We start from the raw sequence: 20,584 nt of genomic DNA on the forward strand, positions 1-20,584 counted from the left end.
AGCCCCCGAACCCCCGCGCCTCAACCGCCGGCGAGGCTGGTTTTGGGCTCTCCGCCGGGGTGAGCAGAATCAGCCCCATGGGGGTCCCCGGACGAAGTCTGGGGGAGTTTGAGGAGCGGGGCCTCAAACTCCAGCCCCTCCGGCGTTTGAGGAGCGGGGTTCGGGGCTGGCCCCGACACAGGGCCGAGGCGGACAGAATCAGCCTCGCCAGCCGTTGAAGCGCTGGGGTTCGGGGGGCGGCCCCCGACCAGGGCCCGAGGGGGCTCGGGTCGGGGCGGGGGCCCCGGGGAGGCCCCCGGGGCAGGGGCCGTCGCGGGGGTCAGCCGAGGGCGGCGACACGGTCGCGGTACCCCCGTACCGCCGCCGCGTCCCGATACGGCTCCAGCCTGCGCTCGAAGTCCCGCACATACTCCAGCGCCCGCGCCGACCTCATCTCCGCCGCCTGCAACGCCGCCTCCGCCCCCAGCGCGCACGCCTGGTCCAGCTCCCCGATGGCCAGCCGGGCCGTCGCCAGGACCACCCGGCAGAAGAGCCGGCTGCGGGCCATCCCCACCGGCCGCAGCTGGAGCGAGCGCTCGGCGTACTGGACCGCCTGGCGGTACTGCTGGAGGTCCCGGTGGGCATGGGCGAACTCGTCGGTGAGTTCGGCCTCGTCGAAGGAACGGGCCCAGGCGGGGCTCTCGTCACCGGGCCGGACCGCCCCGAAGGCCCGTTCCGCCCGGAGCAGACACGCGGTGCAGGCGCGGGTCTCGCCGAGCACCCCGTGCCCCCGTGCCTCCACCGCGTGCAGCAGCGCCTGGACGACCGGGGGCGCGGCCGGGCCGACCCCCTGCTGGGCGACCCGGGCGAGCTGGACGGCCTCCCGTCCATGGCCGAGATAGACGGCCTGGCGGGCCATCGTGACCAGGACGTAGGAGCCATAGGCGCGGTCCCCGGCCGCCTGCGCGAGACGCAGCGCCTGGACGAAGTAGCGCTGGGCGAGACCGTGCGCGGCGATGTCGTACGAGGTCCACCCGGCCAGCCGGGTCAGATCGGCCGCCGCGGCGAAGAGCCGGCGGCCCACCGCCTCGCCGTAGGTGCCGCGGAGCATCGGCTCGGCCTCGTGCTCCAGATAGCGCACCAGGGCCTGGCGGGCGTGGCCGCCGCCATAGGCGTGGTCGAGGGTGCGGAAGAGTTCGCCGACCGAGCGCAGCGCGGCGATGTCGCCGCTGGTGACGCGCTGGCCGGGCCCTCTGTCGGCGCCCCGGTCGGTGCCGCGTTCCCGCTGGCGGGGTACGCCGCCGAGGCCGCCCTGCGTGGGCACCCGGCCGTACCCCGGGTCGCGGCCGGTGCGGTCCTCGCCCCGGCCGACCCGGTCGTCGGCGCGCCCGATGAGCCAGTCCCGGCTGGGCACCACGAGCCCCGCCGGGGTGAAGGCGATCTTGCGCAGTTCCATATGGCTGCCGGAGTCCTTGCGCCACAGCCCGCTGACGATGTCCACGGCCTCCTCGGGGGTGGCGGCGAACTCCAGCCCCGCGTAGACGGGGGCACAGGCGTCGAGCCCGAGGTCCTGTGCGGAGAGCCGCCTGCCGAGCCGGCGGGTGAAGACCTCGGCGATCAGTGCCGGTGTCGTACCGCGTGGCTGCTGGCCCCGCAGCCAGCGCGTCACGGACGTCTTGTCGTAGCGCAGGTCCAGTCCGTGTTCGAGACCGAGCTGATCCACCCTCCGGGCCAGGCCCGCATGGGAGAATCCGGCCTCCTGGATGAGTGCGGCCAGTTGGCGGTTGGGCATGCGCGGCGAGGGTCGTTCCGTCATCAGCTATGCGGTCTCCTGCCTTCCGGGCCGGTCACAGCCCTGGTGGCCCTCAAGGAACGGCGCGAATGTAGCGGCCCTTACCGCGAGTACCGCCGCCTCGGCCCCACTTTCATCCGATCGTGTGAGGATCGGGGGTGGTACTGACGGTTTCGTACCCCTCCTGTGGGGGACGGCCGGTCCCGCCCCCGAGGCGTCTCGTGAGGTGCCCCGCACGGACGGTGGAACCCCCGTCCGGCCCGCCCCCGCACCCGGCCGGGGGCCGCCGTACAGTGGCTGGGGCGTGCTGGGTGCACGGTGAGGATCGAGGGAGGCAGTGCCGTGAGTGAGCTGCGGTTCGTCCGGCTGGGCTTCGGTGCGGAAGCGGTCGAGTACCAGGAGGCGTGGCAGCGGCAGCGCGAGGTCCACGCCGCCCGCTTCGCGGACGAGGTCCCGGACACCTGTCTGCTGCTGGAGCACCCGCCGGTCTACACCGCCGGGCGCCGTACGGCGGAGAGCGAGCGTCCCCTGGACGGCACCCCGGTCGTCGATGTGGACCGGGGCGGCAAGATCACCTGGCATGGCCCCGGCCAGCTCGTCGGCTACCCGATCATGAAGCTGCCGCGTCCGGTGGATGTGGTGGCCCATGTCCGCAGGCTGGAGGAGGCGCTGATCCTCGCCTGCGCCGATCTGGGGGTGGCGACCAGCCGGATCGAGGGCCGCAGCGGGGTGTGGGTGCTGGGCGACCCGGTCGAGGAGCGCCCGACGCTCGGCGGTCTCTCGCTGGACTTCGACCCCCGGCTGCACGACGAGGAGTTCGACCCCCGGCTGCACGACGAGGAGTTCGACCCCCGGCTGAACGGCCCGGAGTACGCCCCCTCCAACGCCGGCCAGCGCCGTGAGGACCGCAAGCTGGCCGCGATCGGGATCCGGATCGCCAAGGGCGTCTCGATGCATGGCTTCGCGCTCAATGTGAACCCCGACAACCGCTGGTTCGACCGGATCGTGCCCTGCGGGATCCGGGACGCGGGCGTCACCTCGCTCGCCGCCGAGCTGGGGAGCGGGATCACCATCGCCGAGGTGCTGCCGGTGGTGGAGCGGCGGCTGCGGGAGGTGCTGGAGACCGCCGAGCTGCACCCGAGGACCGTGGCGGACCAGGCCCCGCAGGCCCCCTCAGCCCCCTCGGTCCCACCCGCCCCTTCCGCCCCGGACGCCGTCCCGATGGCGCCCCGGTAGCCGCCCGCTCCGGCCCCTGGGCCGTCCGGGGGAATGCACCCCGCTGCCTGCGGGTTGGCCGGAGAGAAGACCTTGCACATGACGGGCGTACCCTGGTGGACGCCGCAGATTCGAATGCCGCGCTAGCAGAAAGGGGCGCCGACGTGTCCGCTGTCGCACCCGACGGACGCAAGATGCTGCGCCTGGAGGTCAGGAACAGCCAGACCCCCATCGAGCGCAAGCCCGAGTGGATCAAGACCCGGGCGAAGATGGGCCCCGAGTACACGAAGATGCAGAACCTCGTGAAGAGCGAGGGGCTGCACACGGTGTGCCAGGAGGCGGGCTGTCCCAACATCTACGAATGCTGGGAGGACCGCGAGGCGACCTTCCTCATCGGCGGCGACCAGTGCACCCGGCGCTGTGACTTCTGCCAGATCGACACCGGCAAGCCGCAGGCGCTGGACCGCGACGAGCCCCGCCGGGTCGGCGAGTCGGTCGTCACCATGGATCTGAACTACGCGACCATCACCGGTGTCGCCCGGGACGACCTGGAGGACGGCGGCGCCTGGCTGTACGCGGAGACCGTGCGGCAGATCCATCTCCAGACCGCCGGCCGCGAGAGCGGCCCGACCAAGGTCGAGCTGCTGGCCCCCGACTTCAACGCGGTCCCCGAGCTGCTGGACGAGGTCTTCGCCTCCCGCCCCGAGGTCTTCGCGCACAATGTGGAGACCGTGCCGCGGATCTTCAAGCGGATCCGGCCCGGCTTCCGCTACGAGCGTTCGCTGGAGGTCATCACCCGGGCCCGCGAGGCCGGTCTGGTGACCAAGTCCAATCTGATCCTGGGCATGGGCGAGGAGCGCGCGGAGGTCAGCGAGGCCCTGCGCCAGCTGCACGACGCCGGGTGCGAGCTGATCACCATCACGCAGTATCTGCGACCCTCGGTGCGCCACCACCCGGTGGAGCGGTGGGTGAAGCCCATGGAGTTCGTGGAGCTGAAGGACGAGGCCGATCAGATCGGCTTCTCCGGGGTCATGTCCGGACCGCTGGTGCGTTCCTCGTACCGGGCGGGACGGCTGTACGGCCAGGCCATGGAGCGGCGCGGGACGCCGGTGGCCCCGGTCGCCGGGGAGCTGGCCACCCAGGCGGTCTGAGGCCCGGACCAGGACCATCGGTGCGGCCATCGGTGTGTGAATTCAAGCACAAGTGACTACCGACAGGTAACCACGGAGTGGGCGGCGCGGCCCGTACTCCCCCGCAGGTCGCGGGGTGGATGTACGGGTCGCGTCAGGCTTTAGCGGGTGCGCGTATAGGTTTCATAGGCGTTTGACCCCCTGGTCACCCGCTGGTAACACCAATGCGTAACCCTTTTTTCACGTACCGCACCCAGTACCGCACCCGCGCAGCACTTCTCCCCCGCACCGCACCCGCGCGTACAGCGCCACGCATCTGTACCGCACGACCGCTGTACCGCACGCCCGCCCGACGCCTCCCGCACCGGCCAGGACGGACTGCTCCCACCACCTGTCGACCACTTTGTCCCGAGGGGGCCTCACCCATGCAGGCGGCGCCAGTACGCCCGATCCGTCCCGTCCCGTCCGTCGGCTCCGCGCGCCTGGTGCGCGCCCAAGCCCTGCCCTCCGTCACCGGAGCCCTGCGCGCGATGGAGTCGCTGCTGCTCGGCGGTGGCCAGCGCACCGCCCGCCGCAACGCCTGGACCGCCGTCCTGGAGGACCGGCGCCGGGCCAAGGACCGGGTGGAGACCCAGCACGTACTGGAGGCCGTGGCTGGCCGGGGTCCGGCGGCCACGTAAACTTCGGATTATGGCGAGGAAGGCAAACTCCGACAGCGGTGACGCCGCTGCGAACCCGGGGCGACTCAAGCAGATCGCTCTGACGTACAAGATGACGCGGAAGGCCGACCCCAAGGTCGGGCTGATCATCGCGGCCGTGGGGCTCGTGACCTTCGGCGCCTTCCTCGGTCTGGGCTTCTGGCTGGGGTACCCGATCTATCTGGGCATCCTGGGCTTCCTGATCGCTTTCCTCGCGATGGCCATCGTCTTCGGACGGCGCGCCGAGCGGGCGGCGTTCGGGCAGATGGAAGGCCAGCCGGGCGCGGCGGCGGCGGTGCTCCAGAACGTCGGCCGGGGCTGGACGACGACCCCCGCGGTGGCGATGAACCGCAACCAGGACGTGATCCACCGTGCCGTGGGCAAGGCGGGCATCGTCCTGGTCGCCGAGGGCAACCCGAACCGGCTGAAGCCGATGCTGGCCGCCGAGAAGAAGAAGATGGCGCGGATCGTCGTCGATGTGCCCGTCCACGACATCCTGGTCGGCACCGGCGAGGGCCAGGTGCCGCTGAAGAAGGTCCGGACGAAGATGCTGAAGCTGCCCCGGATCCTCTCGGGCGCGCAGGTGGCCGCGGCCAATGACCGCCTGAAGGCGCTCGGTGACCTGATGAGCAATATGCCGATGCCGAAGGGTCCGATGCCGAAGGGCATGCGGATGCCGCGCGGCGGCGGCAAGATGCGCTGATCCGCACGGCGACGACATGAAGAGGGGCTCCCGGAATCGTCCGGGAGCCCCTTTTTCCTGCTCTTCTTTCCGCTCGTGGGCTACCTGCGCACCTGGACCGCGCGGGAGAAGCGGTCGTGGAGGCCGCGTCCGTCCCGGTCCCAGATCAGCGCGGGCAGACCCAGGCTGAGCAGCACGCTCCGCAGGACGGACCGGCCGAAGCCCAGCCGCCCGCCGTCGGTGGAGATCACCCAGATCCCGAGGAGCCGCTTGCCGGGGGTGAAGCCCACCGTGCCGGTGGTCAGCAGATGGAGGACGAGGAAGACACCCAGCGCCCAGTTGGAGGTGATCTGCGCGGACTCGCCCCGGGCCAGCAGCCCGTACGCGATCAGGTAGCAGAGCCCCCAGTCGATGAAGAGTGCGCCGAAGCGCCGTCCGAGGGGGGCCATGGAGCCCGGTCCTGCCTCCGGCAGACCGAGCCGCTTGCCCCGGTGTCCGAAGTCGACGCCCATGTCCTCGGCGGCCGCGCGCGGCCCGGAGAGCCACGATCCGATTGCTTGCCTGTTGTCCACCCGTCCACGGTACTGTGTGCGGTTCCGATCACTGGGGCCCGCCCCCGCCGTGGGACGCCCCGTCCCGCCGCCCGCCCGGCCTGCCCCTCTCCCCGTAGACCTCCGTCGCAGGTCACACCCGTCACCAGTCGGTTAACGTGGGCGAAACAAACGGGTCATGCTGGAGAAATCCGGTCTGCCTAAGGTCGGTCCCGCGTGTGCCACCGCACTGGCCGCGACAGCCGCAAACCCGCCCCACGGACCTGGGGACGGGAGTAGGAGGAGTTGGATGTTCCAGAACGCCGACGACGCGAAGAAGTACATCGCCGACGAGGACGTCAAGTTCGTCGATGTCCGGTTCTGCGACCTGCCGGGTGTGATGCAGCACTTCACGATCCCGGCCGCGGCGTTCGACCCGGACGAGGAGCTGGCCTTCGACGGCTCGTCCATCCGTGGCTTCCAGGCGATCCACGAGTCGGACATGGCGCTCCGCGCCGACCTGTCGACGGCCCGGCTGGACCCGTTCCGCCGTGACAAGACCGTCAACATCAACTTCTTCATCCACGACCCGATCACGGGCGAGCAGTACAGCCGTGACCCGCGGAACATCGCCAAGAAGGCGGAGGCGTACCTCGCCTCGACCGGTATCGCGGACACCGCGTACTTCGGTCCGGAGGCGGAGTTCTACGTCTTTGACTCGGTGCGCTTCAACACCTCCGCCAACGAGGGCTTCTACCACATCGACTCCGAGGCCGGCGCCTGGAACACCGGTGCGGTCGAGGACAACCGCGGTTACAAGGTCCGCTACAAGGGCGGCTACTTCCCGGCTCCCCCGGTCGACCACTTCGCCGACCTGCGCGCGGAGATCTCGCTGGAGCTGGACCGCCAGGGCCTTCAGGTCGAGCGCCAGCACCACGAGGTGGGCACGGCCGGCCAGGCGGAGATCAACTACAAGTTCAACACCCTGCTCGCCGCCGCCGACGACCTGATGCTCTTCAAGTACATCGTGAAGAACGTCGCCTGGCGCAACGGCAAGACCGCGACCTTCATGCCGAAGCCGATCTTCGGCGACAACGGCTCGGGCATGCACGTCCACCAGTCGCTGTGGCAGGGCGGCTCCCCGCTCTTCTACGACGAGCAGGGTTACGCGGGCCTCTCGGACACCGCCCGCTACTACATCGGCGGCATCCTCAAGCACGCCCCGTCGCTGCTGGCCTTCACCAACCCGACGGTGAACTCGTACCACCGCCTGGTCCCCGGCTTCGAGGCCCCGGTCAACCTGGTCTACTCGCAGCGCAACCGCTCCGCCGCGATGCGCATCCCGATCACGGGCTCCAACCCGAAGGCCAAGCGCGTCGAGTTCCGCGCCCCGGACCCGTCCTCCAACCCCTACCTCGCCTTCTCCGCCCTCCTCCTCGCGGGCCTCGACGGCGTCAAGAACAAGATCGAGCCCGCCGAGCCGATCGACAAGGACCTCTACGAGCTGGCCCCCGAGGAGCACGCGGGCGTCCCCCAGGTCCCGACCTCCCTCCCGGCCGTCCTCGAAGCCCTGGAGCAGGACAACGAGTACCTCCAGGCCGGCGGCGTCTTCACCTCGGACCTGATCGAGACCTGGATCGACTACAAGCGCACCAACGAGATCGCCCCGATCCAGCTGCGCCCGCACCCGCACGAGTTCGAGCTGTACTTCGACCTCTAAGCCGCAGGCCCAGCTCGCCCGGGCCTGAGCTCCGACACAGGGCCGCCACCTCCTCCTGGGGGTGGCGGCCCTCGGTCGTGCGGTCAGTCGCGTGGGGCGTCGTCGGTCCAGGAGGAGAGGGCCTTCCGCAGGAGTTCCTTGGCGGCGTCGCCGTACAGGGCCGCCTCACGCATCCTGTCGAACGCCTTGCGATAGAGGGCGACCTCGTCCGCCTCGGTGACGGTCACGCCCGAGGAGACCAGCTCGACGTGGACCTCGTCGCCGTACATGGTGAAGGCGTGGAGAGGATGCATGTTCACGCGTGCCGAGACGGGAACGATGCCGAGCGTGAGCGAGGGCAGGTCGATGTCGCGGAGGATCCGGTCGATCTGCTCGCGCATGACCTCGGGCCCGCCGATGTTCGTGTGGAGGGCCTGCTCCCCGAGGACGACGTCGTAGCTGTGCTCACCGTCGTACAGCACCTGCTGGCGCTGCATACGTTTGGCGACTCCCGCCGGCACGTCGTTCGGGATCCCCAGGAATTCGACCACTTGGCCCAGGATCACGGTGGCGTAGGCCTCGGTCTGGAGCGTCCCCCAGATCATGGTGGGCACGTACGCCACGCCCTCGCGCGTCTCCTGATACCGGCGGACCACCTCGTCCTGGATCGACTCGGTACCGGTGGACAAGCGCTCCTGCCACGGAATGGAACTCGTCACCCGTATCTCCTCCTGACTCATTCCTCAGCAGCCCTCGTACTGCTCGTCGCTCGCCTCCGCGTGGGCGGTGATGCATGGGTTGAGCAGGATGATCGCGGGAGCGTCGCCGGGGGCTGGACGACGACGGCTGCGCGGCCGATGCCGAGGTCGCGCATCTGCTGGCTGGGCCGAACGTCCGTCAACCGAACTCCCCTTGGTTCGTGTCGTATTCGGGTCGAGCCCGGAACCGCCACTCCAGACGGTACCGAGCGCGCAGTGCGGGTGTGGTGGTGATCCATGTGAACGTCCGATGTTCACCGTCGTCACGGCGGATGGGTGGGGTGCGGAGCGGGGAGGCTTCGGCGGGCATGCAGGTCTCGGTGCGGCCAGGCCGGCGACCGCCCCCACGGGACATCTCGCCATCGGGCTCCTCACTGCGTCACGCCTGGCCGCCGGAGTCCCGACGGCTTCTTCGCCCGCTTCGACACCCCGGCCGAGGACAAGGAAGCCATCGCTCGGGGCGTGGAGAGGCGGGTCTGCTGCCCTTCCGGGGGTGGCGGCCTTCGCGCCGCCCCGGGCCCGCAGGGCGGGCCCAACGCGCCCGGATGGCGCAGTCGTTCAGCATGTCCGAGTAAGGAGGACACCACCCGGAGGCCCTAGGGTGTTCGGCATGTCTGAGCCTGAAGTGTTGCGGATCGTGTCCCGGTCGTCGCCCATGGCGCTGGCCCAGGTGGAGCGGGTGCGGGCGGAGTTGGCGGGGGTGAGGCCGGGGATCAGGACCGAGGTGGTGGCGGTGACGACCTCGGGGGACCGGTGGATGGGGGATCTCGCCCGGTTGGGTGGGAAGGGGGCGTTCACCAAGGAGGTGGACGCGGCGCTGGTCGCCGGGGAGGCGGATCTGGCGGTGCACTGTGTGAAGGACGTCCCGGCGGACCGGCCGTTGCCGGCGGGGACGACCTTCGCGGCGTTTCTGCGGCGGGACGACATCCGGGACGCGCTGGTGCACCCGGGTGGGCTGGCCCTGGACGAGCTGCCCGCCGGGACGCGGATCGGGACCTCCTCGGTGCGCCGGGTGGCCCAGCTCGCCGCCTCGCATCCCCGGCTGGAGTGCGTGCCGATGCGCGGGAACGCCAACCGGCGGCTGGAGAAGCTGGCCGCCGGGGACGCGGACGCGCTGCTGCTCGCGGTGTCGGGGCTGGAGCGGATCGGCCGTACGGATGTGATCAGCGAGGTGCTGTCCGAGGAGGTCATGTGCCCGCCGATCGGCGCGGGGATCCTGGCGCTCCAGTGCCGGGAGGACGACACGGCGACGATCGACGTGGTGAGCGCGCTGGGCGACCCCCAGGCGCACCGGGAGGCGACCGCGGAGCGGATGCTGCTCCATGTGCTCCAGGGGCACTGCAACTCGCCGATCGCCGGTTACGCGCGGTCGGAGTCGAGCGGGGATCTGTCGCTGCGGGCCAAGGTCTTCACCCCGGACGGCAAGCGGGTGCTGAACGCCCATGAGTGGGCGGGTCCGCTGGATCCGGCGACGCTCGGGACCTCGGTGGCGGTGGCGCTGCTGCGGCAGGGGGCCAGGGAGCTGATCGACGGCATCCCGCACTGAGACCGCAGACCTTCTCTTTTGCACTAGTGCAGGAATTGTTTGCGGCTAGTGCAGCGAGGGGTTAGCGTCATCGGTATGTCCGCGAGAACCCCCGTACCCGTCACCCTGACCGGACGTCATATCCGGCTGGAACCCCTCACGCTGTCGCACCTCCCCGATCTCTTCGCCGCCGGCGGCGGGGACGAGGAGGTCTGGCGCTGGCTCGGCACCCCGGTCCCCCGTACCGAGGAGGAGCTGGCCGCCGTGGTCCGGGAGGTGCTGGCCGATCCCGGTACGGTCGCCTTCGCGGTGGTGTCGCTGGAGTCGGGCCGGGCCATCGGCTGGACCACCTATCTGGACATCGCCCCCGGCGACGAACGGCTGGAGATCGGCTGGACCTGGTACGGCCGGGCCCACTGGCGCACCGCCGTCAACACCGAGGCCAAGCTGCTGCTGCTCGGCCATGCCTTCGACGATCTCGGCATGGGCCGGGTGCAGTTGAAGACCGATCACCTCAATGAGCGCTCCCAGGCGGCCATCGCCCGTCTCGGCGCCCGGCGCGAGGGGGTCCTGCGCCGGCATCGGCAGCGGCCCGACGGCACCTGGCGGGACACCGTCTACTTCTCCGTCCTCGCCGCCGAGTGGCCCACCGTGCGGGAGGGTCTCCGTGCCCGCCGCTGAACCCCTGATCACCGTACGGCGGCTGACGTATTACCCGGTGAAGGGCTGCGCCGGAACGGATGTCCGCTCGGCGCGGACCGTGGCGACCGGGCTGGCGCACGACCGGCTCTTCATGGTGGTCGACGCCGCCGACCACACCTTCCACAGCCAGCGGACCCTCCCCCTGCTCGCCGCCGTACGGCCCGAGGTCCTGGACGGCGGCGCCCGGCTGCGGCTCAGCGCCGACGGAGTGGAACCCCTGCTGGCCGAGGTCGCCCCGGAAGGGCCGCGCCGGGAGGTCAGTATGTTCGGCAAGCCCCTGGGGGAGGCCGTGGACCAGGGCGACGACACCGCCGGATGGTTCTCGCAGGTCCTGGGGACGGCGGTCCGGCTGGTACGGGTGCGGCCCGGCTTCGACCGCGACGGCTGGGGCGACACCCCCGGCAAGGTCGCCTTCGGGGACGCCCATGCCCTGCTGGTCGCCTCCACCGCCTCCCTGGACGAGCTGAACGCCCGCATCACGGCGGGCGGCGGCCGGCCGGTGCCGATGGACCGCTTTCGCGCCAATGTGGTCCTCGACGGCTGCCCCGGGCCGCACTCCGAGGACGAGATGAGCCGGATGGCGATCGGCACCGCCGTCCTCGCCCGCTCCACCCCGGCGACCCGCTGCGCGGTACCCATGGTGGACCAGCTGACGGGGGTACGGGACGGGCCCGAGCCCATCCGCACGCTCTCCACGTACCGGCGGGACCCCGCCCAGGGCAACAAGATCGCCTTCGGGCTGAAGGCGGCGGTCCTGCGGGAAGGGGTGATCTCGGTGGGCGACCCGGTGACCCCCGAGTGGCGCGCCGCGGAGACCCCTGTACGGGCAGGGGCGGGCGGATGAAGGAGCGGGCCGGTCGTCGGACCGGCCCGCCCGGGGCTCAGCGGCCGTAGCGGATCAGCGCCCTGACCATCCGGCAGGTGGTGTCGGACGGCGGGTGCAGACCGATCCGCTCCGCCGTCTCACGGATACGGCCGTTGTCGGCGGTGGCGGGGTGGTGCACCCCCGTGTCCAGCAGGGCGATGGCGAGCCGCATCGCCTTCAGCCGGCGGTTGTGGCTGATGTACCACTCGCGGGGGAGGCCCGCCGGGAGCGGCGCCTTCCGCAGCGGGGCACAGGCGGTGACGATCTCGGCCGGCCGCCGCGATCGGGTCGAACGGCCGGCACTGCGGGACGGTCGGGTGGTGGTGGTCGGCGACGTCGTGGTGAGGCGGGCAGCGGCCATCGGCATCCTCCGGGCACGGTGGCGGAACCTTCTCGAACTACTGTCCATTCTAGTTCCCGGCACTGACAATCGGCCCTGGCCAGACGGTGTTTACCCACCCCCAGAGGTCCCGGGAGGCCCCGGAAAGCCCCGGGCATGGATCCAGGGGAGTCGGGTCAGGCGCGGTCGTCCGTCCCCGCGACCTTCCCCGTCGCCAGCGCGATCCGGTTCCAGGTGTTGATCGTCAGGATCAGCGCGATCAGCTGGGCCAGCTCCGCCTCCTCGAAGTGGGCGGCGGCCCGCTCGTACACCCCGTCCGGGACACCGGCGTCCGCGATCAGGGTGACCGCCTCGGTCAGCGCCAGAGCGGCCTGTTCCTTCTCCGTGAAGAAGTGCCGCGCCTCCCGCCACACGGCCGTCATATGCAGCCGCTCCTCGCTCTCCCCCGCCCGGCGCGCGTCGGTGGTGTGCATATGCAGGCAGTAGGCGCAGTGGTTGAGCTGCGAGGAGCGGATCTGCACCAGCTCCACCAGGGCGGGGTCGAGACCGGCACGGGCCGCGGCGTCCAGGCCGATCACGGCGCGGAACACCTGGGGTGCCTGGCGGGCGAAGTCGATCCGGGCCATGGTCGTGGTCTGCTCGGTCGCTGCTGTCGTCGTCATGGGTACGACTCTAGGATCGCAGGCGACCGGTTGGGAGGTGCATTTCCATGGCGAAATCATGGGTCAATTCAGCGGAGGTCCTGGGCGCCGATCTCCATCTGGAGCTGTCGGGCGCGGGCAGCCGGCGGGCCGCGCTGACCCGCGTACTGCGCGAGGCGGTACGGAGCGGGCGGCTCGCGCCCGGGGCACGGCTGCCCCCGTACCGCTCGCTCGCCGCCGATCTGGGCATCGCCCGGAACACCGTGGCCGACGCCTACGCCGAACTGGTCGCCGAGGGCTGGCTCACCGCCCGCCAGGGCTCGGGGACCCGGGTCGCCGCCGGGACGGGTCCGACCGCCCCCGTGCCCCGGCGGACCGTGCCGGAGAGCGCCCGGCGGCCGGTGCACGATCTGACGCAGGGGCGGCCGGACCCGTCCGCCTTCCCCCGCGCCGCCTGGCTGGCCTCGGCCCGCCGGGCGCTCTCCGCCGCCCCGCACGACGCCTTCGGGCCCGGCGACCCCCGGGGCCGGGTGGAGCTGCGGGAGGCGCTGGCGGAGTATCTGGCGCGGACCCGCGGGGCACGGTCAGGGCCCGACCGGATCGTGATCTGCTCCGGCGCCGCCCACGGTCTGCGGCTGCTCGCCGGGGTGGTGGGCCGCCGCTGGGCGGTGGAGGCGTACGGACTCCCCTTCCACCGGGGGCTGCTGACCTCCGCCGGGGCCGTCACCACCCCGCTGGCCGTCGACGCGCACGGCGCCGAGGTGGCCGCGCTGCGCCGGGAGAACGCCGTTCTGCTCACCCCCGCCCATCAGTTCCCCACCGGCGGCCCGCTGGGGCCCCGGCGCCGGGCCGCCGCCGTGGAGTGGGCGCGCGCGGCCGGCGGGCTGGTGGTGGAGGACGACTACGACGGCGAGTTCCGCTACGACCGCCAGCCGGTGGGGGCGCTCCAGTCGCTGGACCCGGAGATGGTGGCGCTGCTGGGCTCGGTGAGCAAGAGCCTCTCCCCCACCCTGCGGCTGGGCTGGATGGTGCTGCCCGAGCGGCTGGTCGAGCCGGTCCTCGCGGCCAAGGGCGAACGGGAGCAGTGGTCGAGCGCCACGGAACAGCTCACCCTCGCGGACTTCCTGACCTCCGGCTCGTACGACCGTCATGTCCGGCGCATGCGGCAGCGGTACCGCCGCCGCCGGGACCGGCTCACCGAGGTGCTGGCCGAACGGGCGCCGGGGGTCGGGGTGAGCGGGATCGCGGCCGGTCTCCACGCGGTCCTCGAACTGCCGCCGGGCACCGAGCGCTCGGTGGTCAAGGCGGCGTCCTGGCAGGGGCTCGCGGTCGAGGGGCTGGCCGGCTACCGGCACCCGGAGAGCACGGAGCGCCGGGACGGGCTGGTGGTGGGGTACGCGACCCCGACCGACCACGGGTACGCGGCGGCCCTGGACGCGCTCTGCCGGGCGCTGCCCCCGGGGGCCACCGCCTGAGCCCCCGACCGGTCCTCGGTACGGATCGCCGACCGGGAGGCGGTCGTCGAGGAGATCCGGCGGAAGACGGCGCCGGTGAGACGGGGCAGGGGGACGAGGGGCGGTCAGGGGGACGACGGCGGAAGTGTCGGCTCGGGCGATCCCGGCGGCTTGGGCAACGACGGTGGCGACGCGGGCGACTTCGGCGGCGACGGTGCCGGTGGAGCCGAGGAGTCCGGCTCCTGAGACCACCGGGCACCCCGGCCGTCGCGGTCAGGGCCGTCGCGATCGGGACCGGAGCCCGCACCGGCCCGCCACCCGCGCCCCGGGAACACCATCCGCCCCGCGTCCGCACCCGCACCCGCCCCCGCTCAGCCCTCGCGGTCCAGCTGCTCCTCCGCCTCCGCCAGGATCTCCGTCACCCGGAGCCCGAACCGCACATCGCACGGATGCTGACGCCCGGTACGGATCGACGCGCGCAGCTCGTCCACCGCACCCCGGAACGCGGTGACCGGATCGTCCCACTTCGGCATCACCACCTTCCCGTGCTCCCCCACCAGCTCCACCCGTGCGCCCGCGCCCGCCGCCGGGGCGCTCAGCCCCAGCGTGACCGCGCTCGACGCCCCCGAGGTGTGCCGCAGCGTCAGATGGACGGTGTCGGCGGGGCCGGAGACCGCCGTCACCCGGGTCACCTCGCCCAGCAGCGGCACCAGGACCGACAGGGCGTGCGGCCCGATGTCCCAGAGCCCGCCGCGCTCCCGCCGCCAGGGCGACGGCGGATCGCCGCTGTCCACCCCGTGCGCGTACCGCGAGCCCAGCCAGCGGGCCTGGGCCGTGAACCAGCCGCCCATCGCGCTCTGTTCGGCGATCCAGCTCTCGGTGTCGGGCGCGAACCGCAGGGTGCAGAAGACCACCGAGGCGACCTGGGCCCGCGCGGCGGCGTCCGCGGTGGCCAGCGCCGCGGCCACGGTGGTGGCGACCGGCTTGTCCAGCAGCAGATGACGGCCCGCCGCCGCGGCCCGCGCGGCCAGCGGCGCCTGGATGTCCGGCGGCAGGGCGAAGGCCACGGCGTCGCTGTCGGCGAGCAGTGCGTCGATCCCCTCCTCCCCGCAGTAGGCGGTGACGCCATGGGCGGTGGCCAGCTCCGCCGCCGCCTCGGGCCGTCTGGCCCAGACGCCGGTGAAGACGACACCGCCATGGGCACTCAGTGCGGGCGCCTGGGTCTGCTGTGCCCACGGTCCGGCGCCGAGGAGCCCGCAGCGCAGCTTCGGAGGAGGAGTGTGGGTGGTCATGGCCCCAGTGTGCCGCTCCGGGGGGCACCCCGGCGGGAAAATGCCGGGAAAATACGAGGAACCGTACCTTCCCGGGGTGTTATGTTCCCCGGGCCGGCCGCGGGACTCCGGCGCGACTTCCGGGACTTGCCTGTCAGCAAATGATTTCGCTGTTCGCGCCCCCATTCCCCGGCCGGCTCTTTCGACATGAGGGGCATGCGCGGCATGCGGGGCACGCGTGCATGAGGGGGCGGTATGGAGAGCAGGGAGCCCGGGTCCGCCGGGGAGGGCTTCGCGGATCTGGTCGCCGCCGAGGACGTCCTGCTCTTCGTCAACGCGACCGTCACGGCGACCGGACAGCGCGAGTTCCGCTCGACCGAGCGGGAGCAGCGGCTGTCCCTGGCGTTTCTGCATGAGTACGTGCTGGTCAACTATCGCCCGGTGTACGCGGCGGCGCTCGCCCTGGACATCAACGACCACAACGCGGCCCTGATCGTCGCCGGGCTGCTGCGCACCGCGGGCGAGACCGACGCCGCCGGCCGCCGTCATGAGGGCGGGCTGATCGCGGCCCGGCTGGCGGTGCTGCCGCCGCAGCGGGTCTACCGGCTCTTCGGGGCGCTGCGCTCGGCCGGGGTCAACAACCGCCGGACCCGGGCGATCCAGCGGGAGTGGCTGGCGGACCGGCCCGATCTGGCGCTGGACGCGGTGAAGTACCGGGGCGGGCTGCGGACGGCGCTGCGCCATGGCCATCACCGGACCGCGCCGGAGCTGGGCGACTTCCTCTTCCGCCCCGGGGCGCGGACACGGTACGGCCATCCGCTGCTGGAGGCGTACCGCCGGGCGCACTACGAGAAGGACGCCCTGTACGAGCTGCCGTTCACGGTGGCCGAGGGGTTCGCGGCCCGGCGCGGGGTGGCCCGGGGGGAGTTCCTGGAGCGGATCGCGCCCCGGATGACCCGGCTGGAGCGGCTGCGCACCCAGCGCACCGGCCCCGCCGCGGATCTCTCCGCCATGCCGCTGACCCGGCTGGCGCTGTACACGCTGTCGCTCTCCCTGGCGGAGCGGTCCGCGCGGCGGGCGGAGCTGACCGGGGCGCTGCGGACGGCCGCGCGCCGGGTCGCGGGCCCGCACGCGGGAAGCTGGGGCCGGGTGGCGGCGGTGCTGGACGACAGCTGGTCGTCGTCGGGTTCCGGGGTCAAGCGGCGGCGTCCGCTGGCGGTGGCGCTGGGCGCGCACTTCCTGCTGGAGGCGCTGGCGGGCTCGTACCGCGCGCACTGGGTCTCCGGTGCCGGGGACCCGCTGCTGATCCGGCCCGTCGGGGCGACCCCGCTGGGTGCGCGGGTCCTGGACGCGCTGGAGGACTCCCCGGGCCGGCTGGTGATCGTCTCCGATGGCTGGGAGAACGCCCCGCCGGGGCTCGCAGGTGAGGTGCTGCGGCTGTGGCGCACCCGTCTCGATCCGGGGCGGCGGACCTCGGTGGTGCATATGAACCCTGTATACGACGCGGACGGTTTTGATGTGCGGCGGCTGGCGCCGGGGGTGCCGGCGGCGGGCATCCGGGACGCGGAGGATCTGCCGGCGCTGGTGGAGATCGCGCAGTTCGCCGAGGGGCGGACCGGTCTCGCGGAGCTGCGCTCCTATCTGGACCGGCGCACGGTGGACTTCCTCGCCCGGCACGGTCGGCGGCAGCGGGCGGTGGCCCGGTGAGCCGGCTGGATCTGACGGGTCTGACGGCCCGGCCCGCGCAGGTGTGGGGCGGTATCCGGCTGGTGCCGCTGGTCCGGGACGAGCCGGTGGCGGGGCTGCGGCTGCGGCCGGAGGCGCGCGGTGCGGCGGACGGCTCCGGCGAGCTGTGCGACCCGGGTGCCGACGGCCTCGCGGACGAGGTCGCGTACATCCCGCACGGGCTGGTCGTGGACTGGTCCGACGGGCCGGACGGGCCCGGCTCCGGCTCCGATCCTGCGGGCCCGGGGTCGACGGGCTCCGGTCCGACGGCGGTGTACGGGACCCAGCTCGGCGGAGCCGCCGGTGAGCGGGCGGGCCGCCGGGGCCGGGGACGGCCGGCGCCGCCGGTGCGCATCCCCCTCCGGGACCACCAGCGGCTGGTCCGGCGCCATCGCTCGCAGGGCTCCCCCGAGCCCCGGCTGCGCTTCCTGCCGCTCCGGCTGGCCCTGGACGGCTATCTCTCCCTGCACTTCGGCGGCCCGCCGGTGGTGTGGGAGGAGTGGACCCGGCGGGCGGTCCGGCAGGGGCTGCCGCCCCGGTCGGTGGCGGCGTACACGGGCCGGCAGGTGCCGGGGCTCGCCGAGGCGCTGCGGATCTTCGAGATCCACCCGGGTCAGTGCGGTGTGCTGGTGTACGCGGCGGACTCGCTCGCGGCGGCGTTCGCCGTACCCCACCCGGAGGACTATCGGGTGCTGCACCCGACGCTGGTGGAGGATCTGTACGGCGAGGTGGTCCATCAGTACGCGTTCTTCGGGGCGCCGGTGCCGGAGTTCACGGCGGAGCTGGGCGACGGGCGGCACATCCGCTCGCTCGCGGATCTGCGGGCGGCGGCGCGGGGGGCCGAGCGTGCCTGGGAGGAGGGGCACTCGACGCTGATGGCGGCGCGGCTGCTGGACGCCCCGTACGCGTTCCGGCGGGTGTACACGCTGGGGTCGTTCACGCTCTGGCGCTTCCTGCCGTCGTTCCGGCGCGGGGAGCCGGAGCAGCACATCGGGGAGACGATCACCGACCACAAGGGGCGGGTCGCCTTCCTGAAGACCTTCCGGCTGTCGGAGGCGCAGACGGGGCGGGCCTATCTGCTCCAGCGGCTGCACGAGCACGACTGGCATCTGGACCGTACGGCGGAGGCGATCGGGACGGACCGGGCGGATCTGGTCCGCCGGCTGCGGGAGGCGGGCTTCGACGAGCTGCTGAAGCAGGGTGCCGAGCGTCACCCCCGTACCCCAGGCGCCTCGTAACGCCGCACAGGCACCTCAGGCACCACGTAACACAGGGTTCACAAACGGGCAACGGACGGGAAATGGGGCATTGCGAAGCTGCGGGGCATACCGCACGACCCGCAAAGGATGAGACCCGTGACCTTCAAGGCTGAGTACATCTGGATCGACGGCACCGAGCCGACGGCGAAGCTGCGTTCCAAGACGAGGATCCTCGCCGCCGGTGCGGAGCTGCCGATCTGGGGCTTCGACGGGTCGAGCACCAACCAGGCCAAGGGCGGCTCCTCCGACCGCGTGCTGCGGCCGGTCTTCGTCTGCCCGGACCCGATCCGCGGCGGGGCCGACGACGTCCTGGTGCTCTGCGAGGTCCTGAACACGGACATGACCCCGCACGAGTCCAACACCCGCGCCGAGCTGGCCGAGCTGGCGGAGCGGTTCGCCGCGCAGGAGCCGATCTTCGGGATCGAGCAGGAGTACACCTTCTTCCAGGGCGAGCGTCCCCTCGGCTTCCCGGCCCAGGGCTTCCCGGCGCCGCAGGGCGGCTACTACTGCGGTGTGGGCGTGGACGAGATCCACGGCCGCGATGTGGTCGAGAAGCACCTGGAGAACTGTCTGACGGCCGGTCTGGGCATCTCCGGCATCAACGCCGAGGTCATGCCGGGCCAGTGGGAGTTCCAGGTGGGACCGCTCGCCCCGCTGGAGGTCGCCGACCAGCTGTGGGTGGCGCGCTGGCTGCTCTACCGCACCGCCGAGGACTTCGGGGTCTCCGCGACGCTGGACCCGAAGCCGGTCAAGGGCGACTGGAACGGCGCGGGCGCGCACACCAACTTCTCCACGCGGGCGATGCGTGAGGGGTACGACGCGATCATCACCGCCTGTGAGTCGCTGGGCGAGGGGTCCAAGCCGCTGGACCACGTCAAGAACTACGGCGCGGGCATCGACGACCGGCTCACCGGGCTGCACGAGACCGCCCCGTGGAACGAGTACAGCTACGGCGTCTCCGACCGGGGTGCCTCGGTGCGGATCCCGTGGCAGGTGGAGCAGGAGGGCAAGGGGTACATCGAGGACCGCCGGCCCAACGCCAACGTCGACCCGTATGTGGTGACGCGGCTGATGGTGGACACCTGCTGCACGGCGCTGGAGAAGGCCGGGCAGGTCTGATCCCACCGGCAGGGAGGGGCGTCCGCCAGGGTGGCGGGCGCCCCTTCGGCATGTCCCGGGGCCTTCTGACCGGCCGTCGGGAGGGGTGACGGCGGGGTCCGGCGGGAACGCCGATGTGATGAGACAGCTGTCTCGCAGGGTGAGAGCGAGGGTCGTTCGGGAGGGGCGCATCTGCTTCAATGAGCCCATGGTCGGCTATGAGAACCCCGCGACAGGTCGTTGTGACCTTGAGCCGTTCTGGCCTTCCCGTCAGCACCATGACTTCGACCGTGAGTGTTGCCGCGCGCTGAACGCGCGGGCCCACTAAAGCCGGTCACCCACCGGCCTTCGGCCCGGCGCGCACGACGTACGTCCGTCCCCCTCGGCTAGACGACTCCTCAGCGCGAAAGAGAGCTGTCCTCTCATGGTGAACCACCGTCCGTTCTCCGCCGTTCCCACCACCGCCGTCGCCGCCGCGGGTACCTCGGCGCCCGGGGCGACCGCACCGAACCGCGCCCGGCACCGGCTGCGCGCGATAGACCGCGACGAGGTGGTGGCCCCCGGTGGCCTCGCCGACGTGGTCGAACTGCTGCCGCCGGGGGCCACCTGGCTGCCCGCGCCCCAGCACGATCTGCCCAGCCTGCCGGGGCGTCCGCCGATGGTCGGCTATCTCGTCCTCGTCCCGGCGGACCGACTCGGTACGGACCGGATCGGCGCGGATCGGCGCGGCACGGACCGGCTCGGTACGGACCGACTCGGCCGGGCGGGGCGCGCCGCCGCCGTGCCGGAGCCCGTGGCCCCGCCCGCCGGTGACCCCGCGGGGGGCCCGATCCGTATCGACGCCGCCGAGCGGGTGGCGCTCGTGGACGACCGCGAACTGGATCTGACCTACCTGGAGTTCGAACTGCTGGCCCATCTGGTGGCCCATCCGCACCGGGTGCACAGCCGCGACCACCTGGTGACCACGGTCTGGGGGTACGGGCACGTCGGCGACGGGCGCACGGTCGATGTCCATGTGGCCCGGCTGCGGCGCAAGCTGGGCGAGCGCTACCGGCATACGATCCAGACCGTGCGCCGCGTCGGCTACAAGTACACCCCCTGACACCCGGAGACCCGCCGTGGCCCGGCCCCGTGGCATGCGCCAGGGGGGCCGGGCCACGGTCATGAGCCGTGCCCTGCGGGCAGGGAGCCCACGGGAGTACGGGAAGCCGCGCCCGGGCC

At 72.4% G+C, this 20,584-nt stretch carries 19 protein-coding genes; 13 read left to right on the forward strand and 6 right to left on the reverse strand.

Going from position 1 to position 20,584, the window contains the following annotated elements; genetic code table 11:
- Positions 1 to 319 precede the first annotated feature (319 nt).
- Complete coding sequence (locus ABT354_RS21165; RefSeq protein ID WP_351496010.1) at positions 320 to 1,795, reverse strand: NsdA family TPR-like regulatory protein; 1,476 nt, start codon at positions 1,793 to 1,795, stop codon at positions 320 to 322.
- 318 nt (positions 1,796 to 2,113) lie between these two features.
- Here ABT354_RS21165 and lipB point away from each other — a divergent pair, with 318 nt between their 5' ends.
- The 4 genes from lipB (at position 2,114) to ABT354_RS21185 (ending at position 5,517) form a co-directional block, all read left to right on the forward strand.
- Entirely contained in the window at positions 2,114 to 3,007 is an 894-nt protein-coding gene (lipB, locus tag ABT354_RS21170) for a lipoyl(octanoyl) transferase LipB (protein WP_351496012.1), read from the forward strand.
- A 143-nt stretch (positions 3,008 to 3,150) separates the two neighbouring features.
- Complete coding sequence (lipA, locus tag ABT354_RS21175) at positions 3,151 to 4,137, forward strand: lipoyl synthase (protein WP_351496014.1); 987 nt, start codon at positions 3,151 to 3,153, stop codon at positions 4,135 to 4,137.
- Positions 4,138 to 4,541: 404 nt separating this feature from the next.
- Entirely contained in the window at positions 4,542 to 4,796 is a 255-nt protein-coding gene (locus tag ABT354_RS21180) for an SCO2195 family GlnR-regulated protein (RefSeq protein ID WP_351496016.1), read from the forward strand.
- A gap of 10 nt (positions 4,797 to 4,806) precedes the next feature.
- Positions 4,807 to 5,517: a DUF4191 domain-containing protein gene (locus ABT354_RS21185; protein WP_351496018.1), complete on the forward strand. Its 711-nt coding sequence runs from the start codon at positions 4,807 to 4,809 to the stop codon at positions 5,515 to 5,517.
- 80 nt (positions 5,518 to 5,597) lie between these two features.
- On the opposite strand, the gene ABT354_RS21190 is transcribed toward ABT354_RS21185, so the two are convergent.
- Positions 5,598 to 6,068: an RDD family protein gene (locus tag ABT354_RS21190; RefSeq protein ID WP_351496020.1), complete on the reverse strand. Its 471-nt coding sequence runs from the start codon at positions 6,066 to 6,068 to the stop codon at positions 5,598 to 5,600.
- Between the two features lie 268 nt (positions 6,069 to 6,336).
- Here ABT354_RS21190 and glnA point away from each other — a divergent pair, with 268 nt between their 5' ends.
- Positions 6,337 to 7,746 (forward strand): type I glutamate--ammonia ligase, encoded by a 1,410-nt coding sequence (gene glnA / locus ABT354_RS21195; RefSeq protein WP_351496022.1) that lies wholly within the window; start codon positions 6,337 to 6,339, stop codon positions 7,744 to 7,746.
- 83 nt (positions 7,747 to 7,829) lie between these two features.
- Here glnA and ABT354_RS21200 read toward each other — a convergent pair whose 3' ends face one another.
- Positions 7,830 to 8,444, reverse strand: coding sequence for a DUF5753 domain-containing protein (locus tag ABT354_RS21200; RefSeq protein WP_351496024.1), 615 nt, complete (start codon positions 8,442 to 8,444; stop codon positions 7,830 to 7,832).
- A 649-nt stretch (positions 8,445 to 9,093) separates the two neighbouring features.
- Between ABT354_RS21200 and hemC the strand changes: the two genes are divergently transcribed.
- From hemC to ABT354_RS21215, 3 genes are all read left to right on the forward strand, one after another.
- On the forward strand, positions 9,094 to 10,029 hold the full coding sequence (hemC, locus tag ABT354_RS21205; RefSeq protein ID WP_351496026.1) for a hydroxymethylbilane synthase: 936 nt from the start codon (positions 9,094 to 9,096) through the stop codon (positions 10,027 to 10,029).
- A 75-nt stretch (positions 10,030 to 10,104) separates the two neighbouring features.
- On the forward strand, positions 10,105 to 10,689 hold the full coding sequence (locus ABT354_RS21210; RefSeq protein ID WP_351496029.1) for a GNAT family N-acetyltransferase: 585 nt from the start codon (positions 10,105 to 10,107) through the stop codon (positions 10,687 to 10,689).
- A complete protein-coding gene (locus tag ABT354_RS21215; RefSeq protein ID WP_351496031.1) occupies positions 10,676 to 11,554 on the forward strand; it encodes an MOSC domain-containing protein in 879 nt (292 codons plus the stop codon). Before ABT354_RS21210 ends, ABT354_RS21215 begins: the two co-directional genes overlap by 14 nt.
- Before the next feature lie 37 nt (positions 11,555 to 11,591).
- Here the strand turns inward: ABT354_RS21215 and ABT354_RS21220 are convergent, their stop codons facing one another.
- Together ABT354_RS21220 and ABT354_RS21225 are read right to left on the reverse strand one after the other, a co-directional pair.
- Complete coding sequence (locus ABT354_RS21220; RefSeq protein WP_502983460.1) at positions 11,592 to 11,936, reverse strand: hypothetical protein; 345 nt, start codon at positions 11,934 to 11,936, stop codon at positions 11,592 to 11,594.
- Between the two features lie 155 nt (positions 11,937 to 12,091).
- Positions 12,092 to 12,577 carry a carboxymuconolactone decarboxylase family protein gene (locus ABT354_RS21225; RefSeq protein ID WP_351496033.1) on the reverse strand — a complete coding sequence of 162 codons (486 nt, stop codon included), beginning with the start codon at positions 12,575 to 12,577 and terminating at the stop codon, positions 12,092 to 12,094.
- A gap of 47 nt (positions 12,578 to 12,624) precedes the next feature.
- Between ABT354_RS21225 and pdxR the strand changes: the two genes are divergently transcribed.
- Positions 12,625 to 14,031 (forward strand): MocR-like pyridoxine biosynthesis transcription factor PdxR, encoded by a 1,407-nt coding sequence (gene pdxR / locus ABT354_RS21230; RefSeq protein WP_351496035.1) that lies wholly within the window; start codon positions 12,625 to 12,627, stop codon positions 14,029 to 14,031.
- Between the two features lie 350 nt (positions 14,032 to 14,381).
- Here the strand turns inward: pdxR and ABT354_RS21235 are convergent, their stop codons facing one another.
- Positions 14,382 to 15,302, reverse strand: a complete 921-nt coding sequence (locus ABT354_RS21235) for a Gfo/Idh/MocA family protein (RefSeq protein WP_351496037.1) — start codon at positions 15,300 to 15,302, stop codon at positions 14,382 to 14,384.
- Between the two features lie 234 nt (positions 15,303 to 15,536).
- Between ABT354_RS21235 and ABT354_RS21240 the strand changes: the two genes are divergently transcribed.
- The 4 genes from ABT354_RS21240 to ABT354_RS21255 all read left to right on the forward strand — a co-directional run bounded on the left by ABT354_RS21240 (position 15,537) and on the right by ABT354_RS21255 (position 20,465).
- Complete coding sequence (locus ABT354_RS21240; RefSeq protein ID WP_351496040.1) at positions 15,537 to 16,988, forward strand: hypothetical protein; 1,452 nt, start codon at positions 15,537 to 15,539, stop codon at positions 16,986 to 16,988.
- The gene (locus ABT354_RS21245) at positions 16,985 to 18,244 is read left to right on the forward strand and encodes an ARPP-2 domain-containing protein (protein WP_351496042.1); all 1,260 of its coding nucleotides are present in this window, start codon (positions 16,985 to 16,987) and stop codon (positions 18,242 to 18,244) included. Before ABT354_RS21240 ends, ABT354_RS21245 begins: the two co-directional genes overlap by 4 nt.
- A gap of 117 nt (positions 18,245 to 18,361) precedes the next feature.
- Positions 18,362 to 19,384 carry a glutamine synthetase gene (gene glnII, locus ABT354_RS21250; protein WP_351496044.1) on the forward strand — a complete coding sequence of 341 codons (1,023 nt, stop codon included), beginning with the start codon at positions 18,362 to 18,364 and terminating at the stop codon, positions 19,382 to 19,384.
- A gap of 403 nt (positions 19,385 to 19,787) precedes the next feature.
- Positions 19,788 to 20,465 carry a winged helix-turn-helix domain-containing protein gene (locus ABT354_RS21255; protein WP_351496046.1) on the forward strand — a complete coding sequence of 226 codons (678 nt, stop codon included), beginning with the start codon at positions 19,788 to 19,790 and terminating at the stop codon, positions 20,463 to 20,465.
- Positions 20,466 to 20,584 lie beyond the last annotated feature (119 nt).

The organism is Streptomyces sp. NPDC000594 (genome assembly GCF_040299965.1).
Classification (GTDB): domain Bacteria; phylum Actinomycetota; class Actinomycetes; order Streptomycetales; family Streptomycetaceae; genus Streptomyces.